At 70.9% G+C, this 19,272-nt stretch carries 19 protein-coding genes; 10 read left to right on the forward strand and 9 right to left on the reverse strand.

Annotated features, from left to right (window positions below):
- Nucleotides 1–24 precede the first annotated feature (24 nt).
- From ACWBNA_RS18430 to ACWBNA_RS18450, 5 genes are all read left to right on the forward strand, one after another.
- Nucleotides 25–981: a VOC family protein gene (locus ACWBNA_RS18430; protein ID WP_482705456.1), complete on the forward strand. Its 957-nt coding sequence runs from the start codon at nucleotides 25–27 to the stop codon at nucleotides 979–981.
- Nucleotides 982–1,109: 128 nt separating this feature from the next.
- Nucleotides 1,110–2,186: a maleylacetate reductase gene (locus tag ACWBNA_RS18435; protein WP_482705457.1), complete on the forward strand. Its 1,077-nt coding sequence runs from the start codon at nucleotides 1,110–1,112 to the stop codon at nucleotides 2,184–2,186.
- Nucleotides 2,187–2,205: 19 nt separating this feature from the next.
- Nucleotides 2,206–2,919 carry an alpha/beta hydrolase gene (locus tag ACWBNA_RS18440; protein ID WP_482705458.1) on the forward strand — a complete coding sequence of 238 codons (714 nt, stop codon included), beginning with the start codon at nucleotides 2,206–2,208 and terminating at the stop codon, nucleotides 2,917–2,919.
- A 140-nt stretch (nucleotides 2,920–3,059) separates the two neighbouring features.
- The gene (locus ACWBNA_RS18445; protein WP_482705459.1) at nucleotides 3,060–3,746 is read left to right on the forward strand and encodes a GntR family transcriptional regulator; all 687 of its coding nucleotides are present in this window, start codon (nucleotides 3,060–3,062) and stop codon (nucleotides 3,744–3,746) included.
- Between the two features lie 234 nt (nucleotides 3,747–3,980).
- A complete protein-coding gene (locus tag ACWBNA_RS18450; protein WP_482705460.1) occupies nucleotides 3,981–5,252 on the forward strand; it encodes an Nramp family divalent metal transporter in 1,272 nt (423 codons plus the stop codon).
- Between the two features lie 85 nt (nucleotides 5,253–5,337).
- On the opposite strand, the gene ACWBNA_RS18455 is transcribed toward ACWBNA_RS18450, so the two are convergent.
- Nucleotides 5,338–5,634 carry an MmyB family transcriptional regulator gene (locus ACWBNA_RS18455; RefSeq protein WP_482705461.1) on the reverse strand — a complete coding sequence of 99 codons (297 nt, stop codon included), beginning with the start codon at nucleotides 5,632–5,634 and terminating at the stop codon, nucleotides 5,338–5,340.
- A gap of 7 nt (nucleotides 5,635–5,641) precedes the next feature.
- Between ACWBNA_RS18455 and ACWBNA_RS18460 the strand changes: the two genes are divergently transcribed.
- Entirely contained in the window at nucleotides 5,642–6,496 is an 855-nt protein-coding gene (locus ACWBNA_RS18460) for a Rossmann-fold NAD(P)-binding domain-containing protein (protein ID WP_482705462.1), read from the forward strand.
- A 24-nt stretch (nucleotides 6,497–6,520) separates the two neighbouring features.
- Here ACWBNA_RS18460 and ACWBNA_RS18465 read toward each other — a convergent pair whose 3' ends face one another.
- The gene (locus ACWBNA_RS18465; RefSeq protein ID WP_482705463.1) at nucleotides 6,521–7,483 is read right to left on the reverse strand and encodes a helix-turn-helix domain-containing protein; all 963 of its coding nucleotides are present in this window, start codon (nucleotides 7,481–7,483) and stop codon (nucleotides 6,521–6,523) included.
- A gap of 103 nt (nucleotides 7,484–7,586) precedes the next feature.
- Between ACWBNA_RS18465 and ACWBNA_RS18470 the strand changes: the two genes are divergently transcribed.
- The gene (locus ACWBNA_RS18470; RefSeq protein ID WP_482705464.1) at nucleotides 7,587–8,618 is read left to right on the forward strand and encodes a saccharopine dehydrogenase family protein; all 1,032 of its coding nucleotides are present in this window, start codon (nucleotides 7,587–7,589) and stop codon (nucleotides 8,616–8,618) included.
- Between the two features lie 30 nt (nucleotides 8,619–8,648).
- On the opposite strand, the gene ACWBNA_RS18475 is transcribed toward ACWBNA_RS18470, so the two are convergent.
- Nucleotides 8,649–9,029 carry a winged helix-turn-helix transcriptional regulator gene (locus tag ACWBNA_RS18475; protein ID WP_482705465.1) on the reverse strand — a complete coding sequence of 127 codons (381 nt, stop codon included), beginning with the start codon at nucleotides 9,027–9,029 and terminating at the stop codon, nucleotides 8,649–8,651.
- 142 nt (nucleotides 9,030–9,171) lie between these two features.
- Between ACWBNA_RS18475 and ACWBNA_RS18480 the strand changes: the two genes are divergently transcribed.
- Entirely contained in the window at nucleotides 9,172–9,579 is a 408-nt protein-coding gene (locus ACWBNA_RS18480; RefSeq protein ID WP_482705466.1) for a RidA family protein, read from the forward strand.
- 94 nt (nucleotides 9,580–9,673) lie between these two features.
- Here ACWBNA_RS18480 and ACWBNA_RS18485 read toward each other — a convergent pair whose 3' ends face one another.
- From ACWBNA_RS18485 to ACWBNA_RS18495, 3 genes are all read right to left on the reverse strand, one after another.
- Entirely contained in the window at nucleotides 9,674–10,273 is a 600-nt protein-coding gene (locus ACWBNA_RS18485; protein ID WP_482705467.1) for a TetR/AcrR family transcriptional regulator, read from the reverse strand.
- A 38-nt stretch (nucleotides 10,274–10,311) separates the two neighbouring features.
- Entirely contained in the window at nucleotides 10,312–12,369 is a 2,058-nt protein-coding gene (locus tag ACWBNA_RS18490; RefSeq protein ID WP_482705468.1) for a galactose-binding domain-containing protein, read from the reverse strand.
- A 228-nt stretch (nucleotides 12,370–12,597) separates the two neighbouring features.
- Nucleotides 12,598–13,365, reverse strand: coding sequence for a TioE family transcriptional regulator (locus ACWBNA_RS18495; RefSeq protein WP_482705469.1), 768 nt, complete (start codon nucleotides 13,363–13,365; stop codon nucleotides 12,598–12,600).
- Nucleotides 13,366–13,423: 58 nt separating this feature from the next.
- Here ACWBNA_RS18495 and ACWBNA_RS18500 point away from each other — a divergent pair, with 58 nt between their 5' ends.
- On the forward strand, nucleotides 13,424–14,626 hold the full coding sequence (locus ACWBNA_RS18500; RefSeq protein WP_482705470.1) for an erythromycin esterase family protein: 1,203 nt from the start codon (nucleotides 13,424–13,426) through the stop codon (nucleotides 14,624–14,626).
- A gap of 449 nt (nucleotides 14,627–15,075) precedes the next feature.
- Here ACWBNA_RS18500 and ACWBNA_RS18505 read toward each other — a convergent pair whose 3' ends face one another.
- Both ACWBNA_RS18505 and ACWBNA_RS18510 read right to left on the reverse strand, forming a co-directional pair.
- Nucleotides 15,076–15,651 (reverse strand): phosphatase PAP2 family protein, encoded by a 576-nt coding sequence (locus ACWBNA_RS18505; protein ID WP_482705471.1) that lies wholly within the window; start codon nucleotides 15,649–15,651, stop codon nucleotides 15,076–15,078.
- Nucleotides 15,644–17,023, reverse strand: a complete 1,380-nt coding sequence (locus tag ACWBNA_RS18510; protein ID WP_482705472.1) for a diacylglycerol/lipid kinase family protein — start codon at nucleotides 17,021–17,023, stop codon at nucleotides 15,644–15,646. The genes ACWBNA_RS18505 and ACWBNA_RS18510 overlap by 8 nt, the downstream gene beginning before the upstream one ends.
- 359 nt (nucleotides 17,024–17,382) lie before the next feature.
- On the opposite strand from ACWBNA_RS18510, the gene ACWBNA_RS18515 reads away from it, so the two are divergent.
- On the forward strand, nucleotides 17,383–18,498 hold the full coding sequence (locus ACWBNA_RS18515) for an SGNH/GDSL hydrolase family protein (protein ID WP_482705473.1): 1,116 nt from the start codon (nucleotides 17,383–17,385) through the stop codon (nucleotides 18,496–18,498).
- Nucleotides 18,499–18,519: 21 nt separating this feature from the next.
- Here the strand turns inward: ACWBNA_RS18515 and ACWBNA_RS18520 are convergent, their stop codons facing one another.
- The gene (locus ACWBNA_RS18520; RefSeq protein WP_482705474.1) at nucleotides 18,520–19,179 is read right to left on the reverse strand and encodes a YceI family protein; all 660 of its coding nucleotides are present in this window, start codon (nucleotides 19,177–19,179) and stop codon (nucleotides 18,520–18,522) included.
- Nucleotides 19,180–19,272 lie beyond the last annotated feature (93 nt).

Genomic DNA, 19,272 nt, shown 5'->3' on the forward strand with positions numbered 1-19,272 from the left:
CGACCAGACAAGGAGAACCGAGCAATGACGTATCTCGTCGGCTCCCACCACGTGACCCTGTCCGTGGGTGGTGCGCAGGAGGACGTGGACTTCCACACGCGAGTCCTGGGCATGCGCTTCATCAAGAAGACGGTCCTGTACGACGGTTCCTCGCCGATCTACCACTTCTACTACTCCAACGCGAACGGCGATCCGTCGTCGGTGGTGACCACCTTCCCGTGGGCCCAGGCAGGGGTGTACGGCAAGCGGGGCACCAACCAGGCGCGCGAGGTCCTCCTGTCGGTCCCGGCCGGCTCGCTCGACTACTGGGTCAAGCGGCTGACCCAACACGGCATAGAGGCCACGCGGTTCGAGGCCCTCGGCCGCGGCCGGGTCGCCTTCCACCACCCGTCCGGCATCGAGTACGTCCTCGTCGCGAACGAGAACGACCCGCGCGAGGGCTTCTCCGGAAACGGCGTGTCCCCCGAAGCCGCGATCCACGGCATCCACGGCATGGGCATCCACGTCTACGACCAGGACCGCATGGTCGACTTCGGCAACGAGGCGTTCTTCTCGCAGGGCAAGGTCCAGGAGGAGGGCGACCTCGCCTCCTTCCAGGTCGGTACGCAGGAGTTCGGCAACTTCATCGAACTGCGCGGGAACCGGAGCGACGAACAGGGCACCTGGCGCTACGGTGCCGGCACCTACCACCACTTCGCCTGGAACCTCGACACCCTGGAGAACCAGGCCGCGGTGCGGTTCGACATCGAGGGCGCCGGCTACACCGACATCTCCGAGCTGAAGAACCGCACCTACTTCAAGTCCCACTACGTGCGGACCCCGGGCGGCGCCCTGTTCGAGCTGGCGGTCACCGACGACGAGGGCGGCTGGGACTGCGACGAGTCTCCCGAGGAGCTCGGCAAGAACTTCATGCTGCCGCCGCAGTTCGAGAGCGAACGGGACAGCATCCTCGCGCGCCTGGAGCCGGTCACCACCGACTGACTCCGGCGGCGACGGCAGCGGTCCGGCCCGGGCGCCTCACCTGCGCCCGGGCCTGCCCGGTATCGGCCTTCGTGACGCCTCCCGCCTGCGCCGGCACCCGTCCACCCATCCGCACCAGGAACGAGACAGTGAGCCTCACCTTCGAGAACATCACGCTCGGCCAACGCGTCCTCTTCGGATACGGCCGTGCCGCCCGACATCTCGGCACGGAGGTCGACCGCCTGCGCGCCCGCCGGGTCATGGTCATCGCCGCGCCGTCCGAGGCCGAGATCGCCGACCGCGTCACCGCCGGTCTGCCGGTGGTGCTCCGGCACAGCGACGTACGTCCCCATGTGCCCGTGGAACAGGCCGAGGCCGCCCGGGCCGCGGCCGCCGAGTGCCGCGCCGACCTCCTGGTCTGTGTGGGCGGCGGGTCCACCACGGGACTGGCCAAGGCGGTGGCGCTCACCACGCGGCTGCCGATCGTCGCCGTACCCACGACGTACGCCGGGTCGGAGGCCACCAACGTCTGGGGTCTCACGGATGCCTCCCGCAAGACCACCGGCGTCGACGACGCCGTCCTTCCGGCCACCGTGGTGTACGACTCCCAGCTCACCCTGTCGCTGCCCGTCGACCTCTCGGTGGCCTCGGGACTCAACGCCGTCGCCCACTGCGTCGACTCCATGTGGGCCCCGCGCGCCAATCCCCTCAACCGGGCCTTCGCGATGGAGGGCCTGCGGGCCGTCGCCGAGGGACTGCGGCGCGTCGTCCGCGAGCCGGACGACATCGCGGGGCGGGACGCCACGCTGTACGGCTGCTACCTGTCCGGGGTGGCCTTCGCCTCCGCGGGCTCGGGGCTCCACCACAAGATCTGCCATGTGCTGGGCGGCGCGTACGACCTGCCGCACGCACAGACCCACGCCACCGTGCTGCCGTACGTTCTGGAACTCAACGCCCCGGAGGCACCGGACGCGGCACACCGCATCGCCACCGCGCTGGGCAGTGCCACACCGGTGGCCGGACTGAACGCGCTCCGCGAGGAGCTCGACGCCCCGCGCGCGCTGGCCGACCACGGCATGCGGCGCGAGGACATCGCCGAGGCGGCCCGGCAGGTCCTGCCGTACGTGCCGTCGGACAACCCTGCCCCGGTCGGCGTCGAGACACTCACCGACCTGCTCACCCGCGCGTGGTCGGGCGAGCCCGCCCGGGACCGAAAGGCGACCTGACATGGAGGGGATGGATGACATGGGTGTCACCGGTAGCACTGAGGGCACGGTTACGACGGCCTTCACCACCGCATCCGACAACCCGCACCTGTCCCGCCCGCCGGTGCTGCACGGCGCACCACTGGCCGAGGCGGAACTGGTGGTGTACGCGGTGCACGGGCGGGGCCAGGGTCCGGCCTTCATGGTCGAGCAGGCGGACCGCGTCGGTCTCCCCGGAGTGGCGTGGGTGGCGCCGCGGGCCGAGGCCGACACCTGGTACCCGAGGAGCTTCCTGGCACCACCGGCGGAGAACCAGCCGCACCTGGACCACGCACTCAACGCGGTGCGGACGCACCTCGCCGACCTGGGACGCATGGGCCGGGCGCCGCGGGACGTGGTCCTTTTCGGCTTCTCCCAGGGAGCCTGTCTGCTCGCCGAGTACCTGCTGCGGGACCAGCCGGCGTGCGCGAGCGTGTTCCTGCACACCGGCGGCTACCTCGGTCCGGAGGCCCGTCCCCTGTCAGCCGCACCGGGTGGAGGCCTGCCCGGAACCGAGATCGTGCTCCTGTGCGCGGCCGAGGACGAGTTCGTTCCGCTGGTCCGGGTCGAGAAGACGGCCGGCAGCCTGGCCGCACTCGGCGCGAGAATCGAGCTCACCACGTACGACGACCCGCTGCACCGGCTCAACGAGGACTCGATCGTGCGACTGCGCCGGATGCTGCGCTCCCGCCTGCTCGAGCGGGCCGAGCAGTGATCGCGGGCCGTCGGGGGGAGTCGAAGGTCGACGGATACGTCGAAATCGCGCCAGCGTATCCATTGATTGTATGACGAGCCGGCCGTAGCCTCACTGGCGTGGAGCATGAAGGCTCGTGGGCAAAGAAGCCCGACTCGCGCATGGAATCGGCCGTGGTGATGGCCGACCTGCGGCAGCGCGTCCTGCGGACAGTGCGCGAGGACATCTGCGCGTCCCGGCTCGCACCGGGGCAACGCCTCGACGAGAACCTGGTCATGGTGCAGACCGGCGTCTCGCGCCGGGTGGTGCATCAGGCCCTCCGCGACCTCTCCGAGCAGGGCTGGCTGACCACCGGGGACGAGGGCTGCGTCGTGTGCGTGCCCTCGCCGGAGGAGGCCTTGGAGATCGACGAGGTCCGGCGCGCGCTGGAGGAGGTCACGGTACGCCGCTTCGTCGTACAGGCTTCCGACTCCCAGCTCCGGGCACTGCACGCGACGCTGCTGGAGTTCGAGGACCTCGCGCTGCTCCCCCCGGATCCCGCCGCCCTGCTGCAGGCCAGGGACAACTTCTACGGCCTGCTGCTGCGCGCCGCCGGCGTGATGGCCACCCTGGACGCCCTGGTCAAGCTGCGGGCCCGGATCATCGTGCTGATGTGCGCCTCACTGTGCGCGCCGGGCCGCGCTCGCCTCGCCGGGGCCGAGCTGCGCGAGATCTACGCGGCACTGGCCGACCGGGATGCCGAACGGGCCGTCCTGGCCTGCAGCACCCACGTGGACCGGTCCTATGAGGCGGGCTTCCAGGCGCTGAAGACCGTCGGCGGACCGCGGCCCGGCGAAACCCGGGACTGAACGCCCGCCACCGGCAGCCCCAGAGCCTCGGGAGGGCCTGGACCGTCCCGCGGTTCGTGATGCTCGCCGGGCGCCGAAGGCCCTGGTCCATCGCCCGCTCCGGTCAGCGGATACGGCCCCACCCATTGCCCTGAGTCGCAGTCATCGATATTGTATGACGATAATACAGATCGTCGTCCGACCCATGTGGGTGGTCGATCCCTGGCCGTTCCCCGACTCACAGGAGCCCCACTGATGAGCACCGGTACCTCCGCGGCGGCCCCCGCCCTCGTACAAGGAGCTGTGCTCCGCCGCTCCGTCCGGCGTCGTCGGCTCGCCTTCTACGGCCCGGCCTTCGTCGCAGCCGTCGCCTATGTCGACCCCGGCAACTTCGCGACCAACTTCCAGGCCGGAGCCCGGCACGGCTACCTGCTCGTCTGGGTGCTCGTCTCGGCCTGTGCGGTAGCGATGTTCATCCAGTACCTCTCCGCCAAGACGGGCCTGGCCACCGGCCGTGACCTGCCGACCCTGTGCCGGGACAACTTCCGCCGGCCGGTGGTCGTGGGGCTGTGGGCACAGGCCGAGGTCGTGGCCATGGCCACCGACCTTGCGGAGTTCGTGGGCGCCGCGATCGGCCTCTATCTGCTCTTCGGCATCCCCATGCTGCCCGCCGCGCTGATCACCGCGGCGGTGAGCTTCGCGATCCTGGCCCTCCAGCGGCGCGGTTACCGCCCGTTCGAGCTGGCGATCGTGTTCCTGCTCGGTGTCATCGCCCTGGGCTTCGCGTACACCCTCCTCGCCGCCGGCCGTCAGTCCCCCTCGGAGCTGGCGTCGGGGATGCTGCCCGCCTTCCACGGCACCGATTCGGTCGTCCTGGCCATCGGCATCATCGGTGCGACGGTGATGCCCCACGTCATCTACCTGCACTCGGCCCTGACCGCACAACGACAGGCGCCGCAAGGACCGGCCGAGCGCAAGCGAGCCCTGCGCACGCTGCGCGTCGACACCACGCTGGGCCTGACCATGGCAGGTCTCATCAACCTCTCGATGCTCTGCGTCGCGGCCGCCGTCTTCCACGGCGCCGCGGGCGGCTTCGACGGCAGCCTGGGCGGCGCCCACCAGGGCTTCGCCCGGATCGTCGGCGGCGGCGCCGCGCTGGCCTTCGCCGCCGCGCTCCTGGCGTCCGGCCTCTCGTCGTCCGGCGTGGGCACCTACTCCGGCCAGGTCATCATGGAGGGCTTCCTGCGGATGCGGATCCCGCTGTTCCTCCGACGGGCCATCACCATGGCGCCCTCGCTGGTCGTCCTCGCACTCGGGGTGTCGCCGGACAACGTGCTGGTGATGTCGCAGGTGGTGCTCTCGTTCGGCATCCCCTTCGCGCTGATCCCGCTGGTCCTCATCAGCCGTCGCAGGGACCTGATGGGCGACCTGGTCAACCGGCCCGTGACCACGTTCCTGGGGTGGGTCGCGGCACTGCTCATCTCCGGGATCAACGTCTATCTGCTGCAGCAGATCTTCTTCGGCTGAGCCGGGCCGTGCGGCTGCGCCGGGAGTTCCGGCTGTTCTTCCGTCGTGCCCGTGCCTGAGGGCAGGAAACGTAGGTCATCGCCGGTCAAGGAAGCGCGGAGGCGGTACGGCTGCCGGTGACGCGGAGAAGCTCCAGTTTCCCCGCGTCGCTGCTTCCCGTCACTGCCGTGTAGGTGACCATGCGCAGATCCGCGCCGGGGACGACGAGGACGTCACAGTCGAGCACGATGTCGCCGACCTGTGGGTGCGGCATCGTCTTGCGGTCGCTCGTGTGCTGGGCGGCGGCCGTCTGCCCGGCCCAGTGATGTCCGAAGTCGTCGGATACCGCTCGCAGTTGTCGCACGAGACGACCGAGCTGGACGTCCCCGGGATAACGGGACACGGCGTCCTTGAGGTCGGCGACGATCGACGCCTCGAAGGCGTCCTGGCCGTGCTCCGACCGGACGGGAAGCATCACGGCGGACCTCGGCTCGCTGGAGAGCGTCCGCTCGGCCGCCATCGGGATCCGCGACCGGCTCGATGCCGGCGACCTGCCGCCGCTGCGCGGCTTCGTGGGCAACGCGGGCACGCAGTACACGAACGCGCTGACCGCGGGACCCGAGGGGTTCGAGTCCACCTTCGCCGTCAACGTACTCGCCAACCACCTGTTCGTGCGTCTGCTCCAAGGTCGCTTCGCCGCTCCCGCCCGGATCGTGATCACCGTCAGCGACACCCACTTCGGCGACCTCAGGCACAACATGGGCATGGTGCCCGGACCGTCCTGGCAGTCCCCGGCGGTCCTGGCCCGCGCCGGCGCCTTCCCCGAGCCGCACACCACCACGGCCGGGCGTACCGCGTACTCGACGAGCAAGCTGGCCGCCCTCTACCTCGTGCACGAGTACGCGCGCCGGCTGCCGGCCGGGATCGACGCGCTCGCCTACAACCCGGGCTTCGTCCCCGGCACCGGCCTCGCCCGCAACGCCGGCCCCCTCTCCCGGTTCGCGATGCGGCGCGTCCTGCCGGTGCTGAGCCTCACTCCGCTCGCCACCTGCCGCAGTGCGGCCGGGCGTCACCTCGCCGACGTCGTCCTCGGCGCGACCGAGGCGCCGACCGGCTCCTACGTCGACCGCGGCCACGCCGACCGCTCGTCGGAGGAGTCCTACGACCCACGGCGCGAAGGGGAACTCTTCGATGCCGCCGAACGGTTCACCGGGGCCTACGCTGCCGGCGCGGGCACTGCAGCCGACGGTCGGCGGACCGGGTGACGGGCCGCCTACGCCGAGGACGCCTCACGCGTACGCCGGCTCGGAGCCGTTGGTGTCGCGGAAGGTGCGCCGGTAGGTGTCGGGGGGCACGCCGACGGTGCGGTGGAAGTGGCGGCGCAGCGTCGTGGCGGTGCCCATGCCGGTCGCTGTCGCGATGGCGTCGACACTGTCGTCGGTGGTCTCCAGCAACTCCTGTGCACGGCGGATTCGTTGCGTCAGCATCCACTGCAGCGGAGTGGTGCCGGTCGCCGCCCTGAAGTGCCGGCCCAGGTGGCGTGAGCTCATCCGTGCCTGGCGTGCCAGGTCCGCCACGGTCAGCGGGTGGTCAAGGCGTTCGATCACCCAGGGGAACAGCGCCGAGAGCGGGTGGTCGTGCCGGGTGGGCATCGGGGCGGCGACGAACTGCGCCTGGCCGCCGGCCCGGTGCGGCGGCACGACCAGGCGGCGGGCGACGGCGTTGGCGACCGACGAGCCGTGGTCGAGGCGGACGAGGTGCAGGCACAGGTCCAGCGCGGCGGCCTTGCCGGCGGAGGTGAGCACGGTGCCGTTGTCCACGTAGAGCACGTCCGGGTCGACCGCCACGCGGGGGTAGCGGTCGGCCAGGGCCTCGGTGTGCGCCCAGTGCGTGGTCGCCCGTCTGCCGTCGAGAAGGCCTGCCGCGGCCAGCACGAACGCGCCCGTGCACAGGGAGGCCACACGCGCGCCCGCCTCGTGGGCCGCTCGCACCGCGTCGACCAGGTCGGCGGGCGGGTCCTCGTCGACGTCCGCCCAGCCGGGGACGATCACGGTGTCGGCGCGTCGGAGCCGGTCGAGACCATGGTCGGGCTCCAGCCGGAACCGGCCGACCCGCACGGCGTCCGACCCGCAGACGGCCAGGTCGTACCAGGGGCCGGTGACGCCGGCCGGGGCAGGGCCGAACACCTCGGAGGCGACGGCCAGTTCGAAGTGCAGCATCCCGTCGGTGACGGCCAGCGCGACAGTACTCATGTCCGTAATTGTACGCACCATGGCGTTCCGGACACTCACGATGGGGCGGTCGCCCTCGGCAGGATGTCCGTAGCTGATCATTCGAACGCGGGGAGAAGAAGTGATGGAGTCGGGACGCAAGGTGGCGGTGTTCGGCGCGTACGGGCACACCGGGCGGTTCGTGGTGGCGGAGCTGCGGGCCCGCGGGTTCGTCCCGGTTCTCTCCGGCCGCGACGCGGACAAGCTGCGGGCACTCGCGGCGTCCGAACCCGGGCTCGACGTCCGGCCGGCGTCGGTCGACGACGCGGCCTCGCTCGACCACGCGCTGGACGGTGCGGCGGCCGTGATCAACGCTGCCGGGCCCTTCGCCACGACCGCCGCCCCCGTGATCGAGGCGGCACTGCGCGCCGGGATCCCGTATGTGGACGTGGCGGCCGAGATCGAGGCCAACGTCGACACGTTCGCGCACTTCACGGACCGTGCCCGTGCCGCGGGAGCGGTGATCGTCCCCGCGATGGCCTTCTTCGGCGGCCTGGGCGACCTCTTGGCCACCGCGGCGATGGGCGACTGGACGGCGGCCGACGAGGCGCACATCGCGTACGGACTGAACAGTTGGCTCCCCACGGCCGGCACCCGCGCCGCGGGCAAGGTCTCCGGACAGCGGCGGAACGGCCGACGCGTCGTCTACACGAACGGGCGGCTGGAGTACCGCGATGACGCCCCGCCACTGACGAAGTGGTCGTTTCCCGAGCCGTTGGGCACCCGGACGGTGATCGGCGAGTTCACGATGGCCGACGTCGTCACCATTCCCCGCCACCTCTCCATCCCCGAGGTGCGCACCTACATGACGAGCGAGGCGGCCAGGGACCTGTCGGCACCGGACACCCCGACGCCGACCGCGGCCGACGAGCGGGGGCGCTCCTCACAGACCTTCCTCGTCGACGTCGTCGTACGCTCGGGCGGCGTGGAACGGCGGGCCGTGGCCAGGGGCCAGGACATCTACGCGGTCAGCGCGCCGCTCGCGGTGGAAGCGGTCCACCGCATCCTCACGGGGCGGACCAGGGCCGTCGGGGTGGTCTCCGCGGGCGAGATCTTCGACGCGCCCGACGTCCTGCGCGCGCTGTCCGGGCACCTCTCGCTCGAACTGAGTCGGTAGCGGACCGAGCGGGCGCTCCAGGGCTCGGCGTCAGGCGTCGAAGCGATCGCGGGAGGCCTCGATGTGGCCCAGGTACCGATGGGTCCAGTCGCACATCCTGTGGACCGTCTCGCGCAGGGCTCGGCCCGGCTCGGTGAGGGTGTACTCCACGCGCGGCGGCACGGTGGGGTGCACCTTCCGATCCACCAGGCCGTAGCGCTCCAGCATGCGCAGGTTCTGGGTGAGCATCTTGTGGCTGATGCCCTCGATCCCGTTGCGCACCTCCCCGAAGCGCAGGGTGTCCTCGCCCAGAACGTCGATGATCAAAAGCGCCCACTTGTTGGCGACGTCCGAGAAGATCTCGCGTGCCAGAGAGTCCGCACGCGTCAGGTCCGCTTCCTCGGGCGAGCCGCTGAACTGCTTGGTCACCATCAGGTTCCCCAGTCACTGAAAAGTGCGTTCTTCCATGTCAGCGCTCACTCTCCTACGGTTTCTGAGTAACCACAAGAAACCAAGGACTTCTTGGTTCGGTGGAAGGGAGCCTGTGCGCTCTCGTGACGAGGAGGCAGCCGACATGACCATCACCCTGGTGAACCCCACCGGATTGCCGAAGATCGACGCCTACCGGCAGATGTCGATCGCGACCGGGTCGAAGCTGGTCTTCATCGCCGGGCAGGTCGCCTGGGATGCCGAGGGGACCACGGTCGGCGAAGGTGACCTCGCCGCTCAGGTCGAGCGGTGCTACCTCAACATCGGCACCGCCCTGGCCGAGGCCGGCGCTTCCTTCGACGACGTGGCGAAACTGACCGTCTATGTCGTCGACTGGACCCCCGACAAGATGCCCCTGCTCCTGGAAGGGATCGCTCGGGCGGCCGCGCAACTGGGAGTCGCCCCCGTACCGCCGGCCACGCTGCTGGGCGTCGCGGCACTGGACGTACCCGACCATCTGGTCGAGGTCGAAGCCACCGCGATCATCGACTGAACTCCGAGGGCGCCTGACCTCGCCCGAACCGCGGGCCCCTGCCCGCCCGCCCCGCCGCCCGCGAGGCACTGCACCGGTAGCCGTCGGTCCCCGACTACGGAGCGTCCTGGACCAGGCCGGCGATGTGGGCGGTGACCGTGTCGAGGATGTCGGTCCAGGTGGTCGCGTCGCCGAGCACCAGGTAGTTGAGGGTCAGGCCGTCGGTCATGGCGGCCAGGTAGCGGGCCAGTACGGGAACGGGCACGCGCAGTCGCAGGTCCATGTCCCGGCGCAGTTGGTCGATGAGTTCGGTGTACGCCTCGGCGTAAAGCTCGTACTGGCGTCGCGCCAGATGCGCGAACTCCGGCTGGCGCAGGGCGTACTGCGTGAGTTCGTAGGTGAGCATGTGCTCGTCGGGGTGGGCGCGGACATGGTCCCAGTACGCCTCGAAGCCGGCCCGGACGGTCTCCTCCAGCGTGGCCCTGGGCCGCAGGGCCTCCTTCACCAGGATCACGTAGTGGTCGGTGATGGTGGTGATGACGGACTCGATCAGGGTCTGCTTGGAGTCGAAGCAGTAGTGGAAGACGCTCAGGGACACGTCCGCCTCGGCGGCGATGGACCGGGTCGTCGTTTTCGCGACGCCGTCCCGGGCCATCGCCTTGATCGCCGCCTCCGTCAGCTGTCGGCGCCGTTCGGCCAACGGCATCCGAGCCATGTGCGCGTCCTGTCCTGGTGCTGGTGACCGGTGGGGCGTCAGCTGCTGTGGACGCCCACCTCTTGGAGTGAGTATCCCCAGTCGGTGCCGCGGTCGAGACCCAGGACACGGACGTAGCGGGCCGGGGTGCCGGCGAAGCGTGCCGTGTCCAGGCCGCCGTCGCCGGAGGTCGTGGACCAGGCGGTCTGCCAGCTCACGCCGTCGGTGGACAGCTCGATGCGGTACGACTTGCCGTACGCGCGCTCCCAGTCGAGGGTGACCCGTCCGACCCGGTTCGTGGCGCCCAGGTCGATCCGCAGCCACTGGTCGTCGCTCCAGTCACTCGCCCAACGGGTGTCCGCGTTGCCGTCCACCGCCTGGCCGGGCGCATAGCTCGTGAACGGGTTGGACTCCGCGGAACTTGCCGTGGTGCGGGCACCCTTGGCGAGGTTGACCCCGGCCTGGTGCTGCTCGGACGCGCCCCAGGTGCCGAGGTAGGACTCGGCGCCCCGGAAGAGGTCGTCCACCACGTCCTGCCCGGCGACGAGCCGGATGTCCTCGATCCAGTCGGGGATCAGGCCGACGTCGGCGGCGCCGTCGGTGTTGTAGTCGAAGGTGCGCGTGCCGACGGTCTGTTTGTCGATCAGCGAGCCGCCGTCGACGCTCTTGAAGGGGTAGGTGACCTTGTTCGCGGCGTCGGCTCCGCGCGGGGCGGGATGGTCGCCGATGCCGTTGAAGTCGGTGCCGTAGCCGTAGCCGACGTCGTACTTGTCCCGCAGCGCCTCGGTGCGCTCGGCCTCCTCGCCGAACGCCTGGGAGCCGTGCATGTACTGGGCGACGAAGCCGCCGAGGGAGTAGACCCGCTCGGTCCAGTTGAGATCCATCCAGCTGTGCGAGGACAGCACGCCGGGGTAGTTCGCGGCCTCGAAGATGTCGAGCGCCTGACCGGTGGCCTTGACGCTCATGTGGTCGATCTCGAGCATCATCTTGCGTTTCATCATGCCGCGTACCGCGTATTCGCCCAGGTCGGTGAGCCCGCGGACGTTGCACTGGGCGTCCGCGGCGTACGAGGGGACCTTCGTGCCCGCCGGGAGGTCCGCCTCGGCCTCGGGCGCCGCGGCTCCCCCGATGGGGTTGTCGTGCTGGGGGCCGGTGCACTTCTCCGTCTTCCAGAAGGTGCCGGTCGACAGGAACTGGCCGACGTTGATGGCCGTTCCGAGGCCGTCCTCGTCGAAGCGGACCCCGCACAGCGCGTTGTCGAACTTGTGGCACAGGAACATGCTGCGCACGCCGAGCCCGTACAGCTCGTCCAGTCCGGCGTCGATGTCGGCCTTGCTGCACTGCCCGATGTCCAGGATCTGCTTGCAGCCGAACGGCTCGGACGTCTCGACGCCCAGGACGACCGCCAGCTTGCCCTGCTTGATGACCTCACGCGCCTGCGCGCTGTCGAGCACGATCCGGAACCAGCCCTTGCCGGTGCCGCCGTACATCTTGTCGATGTAGGCCTGCAGGTCGTACGTCAGCTTCGCCTGGAGGCGGATCGAGGTCATCTCGTCACAACTGCGGTCCTTGAACGGGTAGATGGAGCAGATCATGCCGTTGGTGACGAGGTCGTTGACGAGTACCCGCTGTCCGCCGCGCCAGGCGCGCTCCACCCAGGCGTAGTAGTTCGCCTGGTGGGTCATCGAGTCGTAGGCCGGCCAGTCCTTGAAGGTCGGCCAGCCGACCGGGTCGTGCTTGCCGTCTCCGCCGTGGGTGATGTAGTCGAAGAGCGCGAGGGTTCCGTCGGGGTAGTGCTCGGGGCAGTCCTTGAGCGCGTCCGCGATGCCGGCCGCGGAGAACGTCTTGCCGCAGATGAGCCGGCCGCCGAAGGCCTCGTTCGACATCAGGTGGTTGTGCGCGTCGACGAATCCGCGCACCTCGCCCTGGGCGTTGGTGCCCGTGAACGGCTCGCCGGTGACGTTGATCTGGGAGTCCGGCGCGGGTCGTGCGGTCGGGACCCACCAGTCGGTTCCGGCAGCCGAACTCGGCGTGGGGCCAAGGGCTATGGCCAGCACGAGGAGGAGCAGCGACACGACGGTGACGTCTTTGCGTTGGCGGTACGGGCGTCGAGCCATGGTCACTACCCACGTCCCTCGGTCTGCGGGATGGCGCGGTCGAGGAGCCAGACCGTCCGGGGAACCGAAGGCTGGATTGTCATGACCGGCGCAAGATATGCGACGAGGATCGCGACTCCCGGTTTCCGAGTCAAGGGTCCGGGACAGTTGACCTGAAAGGCGGTCGCGTTTCACGTACGAAACGGACCCGTTGGTGCCGCTTGGTCTTCTCGTCCGGCGTCCGAAGGGTCAGCCGCGCTCGCGGAGGTACGCCTCCAACTCGGCGGCCCCGGCCAGCATCGCCCGCGCGCGGGCGGACAGCCGGCCGTGCCAGTCGCGCAGCGCGGCCTCCAGCGGTTCCAGCCCGCCGGCCGCACGCACCTGGGCGATCAGCGGCGCGATCTGCTCCAACAGGTACCCTCCCCGCCGGAGTTGGTGGGCCAGCCGGGCGTCCCGTACGTCGGCCTCGTCGTAGACGCGGTACCCGGTCAGCCGGTCGCGGCGCGGGCACACCAGCCCGGCCCGCTCCCACTTGCGCAGCGTCGCCGACCGGATGCCGAGCTGCCTTGCCAGCGGACCGATGAACAGGCCGCCGGGCCCGGACACCACGGCCGGCTCGGAGACGGTGCCGGGCTCGGACACGGTGTCGGAGTCGGACGCCGCGGTGGACGCCAGGTCACGCAGGGCGCTCTCGACGGCCTGGAGGGTCCGCCGGTCGTCGAGCAGCTGGGCGTGGCTGCCGTCGATGAGGCGGAACGCCTCGTCGAGCGCGCCCTGGTTCACGGCCCGCATGATCGACGTCGCCGTCTGGTGGCTGTGGCCGGGCACCAGGGCGAGGAACGCACTCAGGGCCCGCACGTGCAGCCGCGTGTAAGTGCGGTAGCCGTGGGGGGTCCGGTCGGCGACCGGAAGGATGCCGGCGTCCTCGTAGTTCCTGATCGCCTGCGTGGACAGGCCATGCCCGCGCGCCAGATCGATCGGCCTGAGCTGTCCGTCGCTTTGAAGGTTTCGTCCCACGGTGGCGAGGATATCGCGGGAAAGTTTCCACCGAAGGTTCAACGATACGGTTGAGGTCATGCCTACTGACATCAGGGACACCGCCCATGCCGTCGAGGCCGCCGCCGTCATGAAGCTGCTCCCGGCCCGGCCGCGGCTGCTCGCCCTGGGAGAGCCCACCCACGGCGAGGACACGCTCCTCCACCTGCGCAACGGCCTCTTCCGGCAACTCGTCGAGCAGGAGGGCTACCGGACGATCGCGATCGAGAGCGACTGCGTGAGGGGCCTGGTCGTGGACGACTACGTCACCTCGGGCAAGGGCACCCTCGACGAGGCCATGGAGCGCGGATTCAGCCACGGGTGGGGGGCGTCCGCGGCCAACCGCGAACTCGTGCGGTGGACACGGGCGTTCAACGACGGCCGGCCCGCGTCCGAGCGGCTCCGCTTCGCCGGTGTCGACGGCCCGCTGGAGATGACCGCCGCCGCGAGCCCCCGACAGGCCCTCACCGCGCTCCACGACTACCTCGCGGCCCACGTGGACGCGGACCTGCTCCCCCACTCCGCGGAAAGGCTCGACCGCCTGCTCGGCGCCGACGACCGGTGGACGAATCCCGCCGCCATGATGAACCCGGCCGAGTCCGTGGGGCGGTCGGCCGAGGCCGGGGAACTACGGCTGCTCGCCGACGACTTGGTGGCGCTGCTCGACGCGCAGACTCCGCACCTGATCACGGCGACCTCGCGGGACGACTGGGACCGGGCGCGTCTGTACGGACGTACCGCCACCGGTCTGCTGCGCTACCACCACTCGATGGCCGACACCTCACCGGCCCGCATGACCCGGCTGGTGAGTGTGCGGGACCAGATGATGGCCCACAACCTCCTCGCCCTCGCCGAACGCGGCCCGGCCCTGGTCCACGCCCACAACAGCCATCTCCAACGGGAGAAGAGCTCGATGCGCATGGGCGGGATGCCGCTGGAGTGGTGGAGTGCCGGCGCGCTGGTGAGCGCCCGCCTCGGCGAGGGGTACGCCTTCGTGGCCACCGCCCTCGGCACGATCAGGCACCGGGGAGTGGACGCGCCGCCGCCGGACACCGTCGAGGGACTCCTGTACGCGCTCCCGGAGGACCGCTACCTCATCGACGCCCAGGGGCTGGACACCGCCCTCGGCGACACGCCGCCCGCGCCCCGCGTATCCCCCTGGTTCGGCTACGCCCCGCTCGACCCGGCCCACCTGATGCACAGCGACGGCCTGGTGTTCCTCAAGGACGTCACGCAGGGCTAGGGCCGCCGGTCGGCATCGGCGCGCGGGCAGCGGGTGTGACAGGCGGGTGCCGGCATGGCAGGACATGGCCGGCCCGCGTCCAGGGCGGCTGCCGCGGTTCGGGAAGCGGTACGCCGACGTGCACGGACGGCGTACCGCGCGACGCGGCCCGGAACCTCACGGCTGACGTGACGGCGGAGACGATGGCCCGGCCCCGTCCGCGTCGTCGACGGGGCACGGCCGTGGCCGGCCAGGACAGGTCCGGCTCCGGCCCGCCGCGTCGGCTGCGTAAGCGATCCGGGCTCAGTCCGCATGGCAACCCCCGAAGAGGAAGGTTCCCGAGCCGCCCGGAGGTTGCGCTCCCCCACACGTGCCATCCGTGCCGCCACGCGAAGGGCGCGCACACTCCCTCACCATCGGGCCCGCCGAGCGAGCCGCCCAGCGGCACGGCGGCGCGCACCCGTGCCCGTTCAGTCGTCCCAGCGGGCGGCGGCGAGGACCGCGGCCGCCGCCCCGGTTCCCAGTACGGCGCCGGCGACGACGTCGCCCGGGTAGTGCACGCCGGTGTGGATCCGTGAGTAGCCCACCGCGCAGGCCAGCAGGCCGAGGGGAACCGTGGCGGCCGGGAACGCCGGTCCGACGGCCGCGGCGAAGGCGACGGCCGAGGCCGTGTGCCCCGAGGGGAAGGACGCGGACTCCGGCATGGGCACGTGCCTTCCGGGAAACGGCGAGTCCTCGGCGCGGTGGGGTCGTGGCCGACGGACCAGGCGCTTGCCGAGCAGGTTGGCACTCGTCGAGGCGACGCCGATGGCGGCGAGGCCGAGGGCGGCGGCGCGGCGCGACCGGCCGGGACGCAGCGCGAGCAACCCGGCGACCACGAAGGAGATCTTGGAGTGGTCCGCCGCCGCGGACAGCCGCCGCAGCGCGGAGTCGAGCGTGGGCGTCTGGGTGACCGTCACGGCCTCGTAGAGCGCCTGGTCGAGGGCGGCGAGATCACGCATCAGACCTCGCTGGGCCCGATGTTCCGGCAGCGGGCGGTCAAGCATCGCTCTGCTCCTGGTTCTTGTGGGAGGGGAGGGGGGTGTGGCCGAGCGCGAGACGGACCACGCGCCGCCAGTCGACGGACGGGGCGACGTACGCGGCGCCGGGACGCTGTCTGGGCACGCGCACTCGCAGTGCGCCGGGTCGCACCGTGCACACCACGGGAGGGCGCAGCGTGAGCGCTTCGCCGTCGACGGCCACGGGGATGAGGTCCTCGTCCGCCTCGACGACCACGCGACGCGACGTCAGCGCCGTGATGCTGCTGGCCCGTTCACCGCGCAGCGCCAGCTCGGCGGCCTGCGCGGCGCTGTCCACCCGGATCGCGATCACGCCCAGCGTGCCCCCGTCGAGCCGTGGTCTTCGTCCGCCGCCGAGGGGATCGGCCCGTCCGTAGGGGTTGTTGCTCACCAGCAGGGTCTGCGGGGCGTGCAGACGGGCGTCGTCGGCCTGGACTTCCAGGGTGGTGCCGGCGTCGCCGACCAGCAGGTCCGGCAGCTGGTCGAGCGCGGTGGCCGCCTTGGCGTCCCGGTAGTCGGGGCTCTGCACGATCTCCGCGTACGCCCCGAACGAGACCGTGTTGACGAACGGCCGCCCGGCCACGTCGCCCAGGTCGACGGCGAGTTCCACGCCGTCCGTAAGGGCGTACAGGCCGCCGGCCGGATCCTCGCGGTCCAGGCCCAGGTCCATGGCGAAGTGGTTGCGGGTCCCGGCGGCCAGGACCACGAACGGCAGACCGTGCTCGGCCGCCACCCCCGCCACCAGGGCCTGCGTACCGTCACCGCTCGCCACGCCGAGCAGGTCCGCGCCCTCGGCCACGGCCCGTCGGGCCAGAGCCACCGGATCCGGGTCGGCGTCGAGGTCGAGCAGGATGACCCGGGCGCCCAGCGCCTCGGCCCGCTCCACCAGCCCGTGCCGGCCGACCTTCCCGCCCCCGGACCGCGGGTTCATGATCAGCACCGGTCGTTTGGGCGGCCGGACCGAACGGGAGCGCATGCCGTGCGGTGTGCGCAGACGGCGCAGCGCGCTCCTGGCGCAGGCCAGCGCCGCCACCCACGAGCCGAGCGCCGCCACCGCCACCACCCACAGGCCTGATACGGCGTACAGGACCAGGACGCCCAGGGGCGCGGCCAGGGCCAGCAGGGCACCGAGCAGGCGCGCCACTCCCCGGTGCGCGAGGGCCCACCACACGCCGGCGCCGGCCAGGGCGAGTCCGGCCAGGCCGACCAGCAGGATCAACCACTGGCCGGCGCCGGCCACCACGGCCGCGATGGCACCGGCAACGCACAGCAGGGCGAGCCGGGCGAGCGCTCGCGCCGCCCCCTCGTGTCTGGCGGAGCCGTCCGGCCCGGCCTCGCTCGTCGTTCGGGTCGCGTTCATGATGCGTCGGACGGGCCGTGGGGTTCCCGTGTCCGCGTGCACGGTGTCATCGGTCTCCCTGCCTGCTTACGGGCCCGCCCTGGCTCTCCCTCCATGGTCGTTACGGCCGACCGCCTCGGCAGCCCGACATCCGTGGCACCGGTGTCGCGCGACCGGGCGGGCCGGTGTCTCCTCGGCCGGCGGGCCAACGATCTCACGGGGGCCGCCGTCCGCCGGGCCGAGGGCTGCGCGCCCGGGACGGTGAAGATGTCTTCGCGAGGGGTTGACGGGTGCCTGTGTGACGGTCACCTTCGATAACACCCGGATTTGGGAGCGCTCCCACGCAGCGCGGATCCTCTCGACTTGGCCAAGGAGGCCCCATGCACACGCCTGGTCGCTTATCCCGGAGGACGCTGGTCACGGCCGCCGTCGCGGGCGTCGTCACCGCCGTCGCCGCCCCCGCGCGGGCATCCGGCGCGCGGACCCGGTACCACACGGCGGGCCGGGTCAAGGGCGCCGCCGACGGCTTCGTGCAGTACACCTGGCCCGGCATCTACTTCGAGGGCCGGTTCCGCGGTACCGGTGTCGGCATCGTCCTCGACGACTTGGACAACGACTACGACGTGCAGATCGACGGAACCCCCCACGGCACGCTGGTGACCCCGGGCCGGACCGTCTCCTGGGCCGACGGCCTCCCCGACACAGAGCACACGGTGCGGCTCGTCAAGCGCACCGAAAGCCCGTGGGCCGCAGGCCGGTTCGGTGGGTTCGTGGCCGCCTCCGGAGGCGCGATCCTCCCGAAACCCCGGGCGCGGAGCAGACAGATCGAGTTCATCGGTGACTCCTTCACCGCCGGCTACGGCAATGTCTCCGGCACCCGCGACTGTTCGAGCAACGGCGGAGTGAACCGGAACAGTGACGCCGACCTCGCCTTCGGCGCCCTCACCGCCCGAAACCTGAACGCCGACTACCAGCTCAACGCCTTCTCCGGCCGCGGCATGGTCCGCAACTACAACGGCAGCAGCCCCGAGGCCGACTTCCGCACGTACTACGACCGGGCCCTGCTGAACGTCGACGGTGATGTCTGGTCGAATCCGGGCACCTGGCGACCGCAGGTCGTCGTGGTCGGTCTGGGTATCAACGACTTCTCCACGCCCCTCCATCCCGGCGAGCGCTGGACCACGGAGGATGATCTGGTCGCCGCTTACGAAGCCGCCTACCACGGCTTCCTCGACAAGCTGCGCGCCCGGTACGGCCCCAGGACCTTCGTCGTGGTCAGCGCCACCCGCCTCCACAACACCACCGCGTTCGCCGAGGCCACCCGGCGCATCGTCCAGGAGCGCAACCGGCGCGGCGACAACCGGGTCCGCCACTGGTACTACGACGATCCCGGCCTGGACTTCCTCGGCTGCGACTGGCATCCCTCGCTCAACGACCACCGGATCCTCTCCGGTCTGCTCGACGACCACCTCGCCGGCCTGCCCCTGCGCTGGTGACCGGACGGAGATTCGGTTCCGTCAGCCGGCGGGCGGCGTACGGATCGCGGCGATGTCGAACTGGAGCCGCACCTTCTCGCTCACCATCGCGCCGCCTTCGGCCAGTTTGGTGCTGTACGTCAGACCCCATTCGGAGCGGTTGACGGTGGTGGTGCCGTCGAATCCGGCGCGCTCGTATCCGAAGGGGTCGGTGACGTGGCCTATGTAGGTGAGTTCCAGGACGACGGGGCGGGTCCTGTTCTTGATGGTGAGGTCGCCGGTCATGCGGTAGACGTCGGGGCCCGCGAGTCGCACGGCGGTGCTGGTGAATCGCATGCGCGGGTAATTTCTGGCGTCCAGGAAGTCGCGACCGACCAGGTGGGCGTCCCGTTGTTCCACACCCGTGTCGACGCTGGCGGTGTTCAGGATGATTTCGGCCTGCGAGCGGGCCGGGTCACGGCCGTCGAAGTACAGGCGGCTCTGGTATTCCGTGAAGGCGCCGCGCACCGTGGTCACCATGGCATGCCGGACGGAGAAACCGATCCTGCTGTGCGCGGGGTCGATGACCCATTCCCCGGTGAGAGGCGCCAGAGCGGGATCCGGAAGAACTGCGGAGGCGGCAGCCTGTGACGCGGTGGCGGGCTGGGAAGCGGCAGCGGACTCCGGGCGGCGGAACGAGGTGCCACGGCTGAACAAATTCATGATTCACCTGAGTACTGCACAAAAGAAGTTGTCGCAAGCCCGCATCTGGCGTGGGAGCTTTTCGGAGACGTATCGCACAACCTGCGCACCGCC

It is taken from the genome of Streptomyces sp. Q2 (assembly GCF_056820935.1).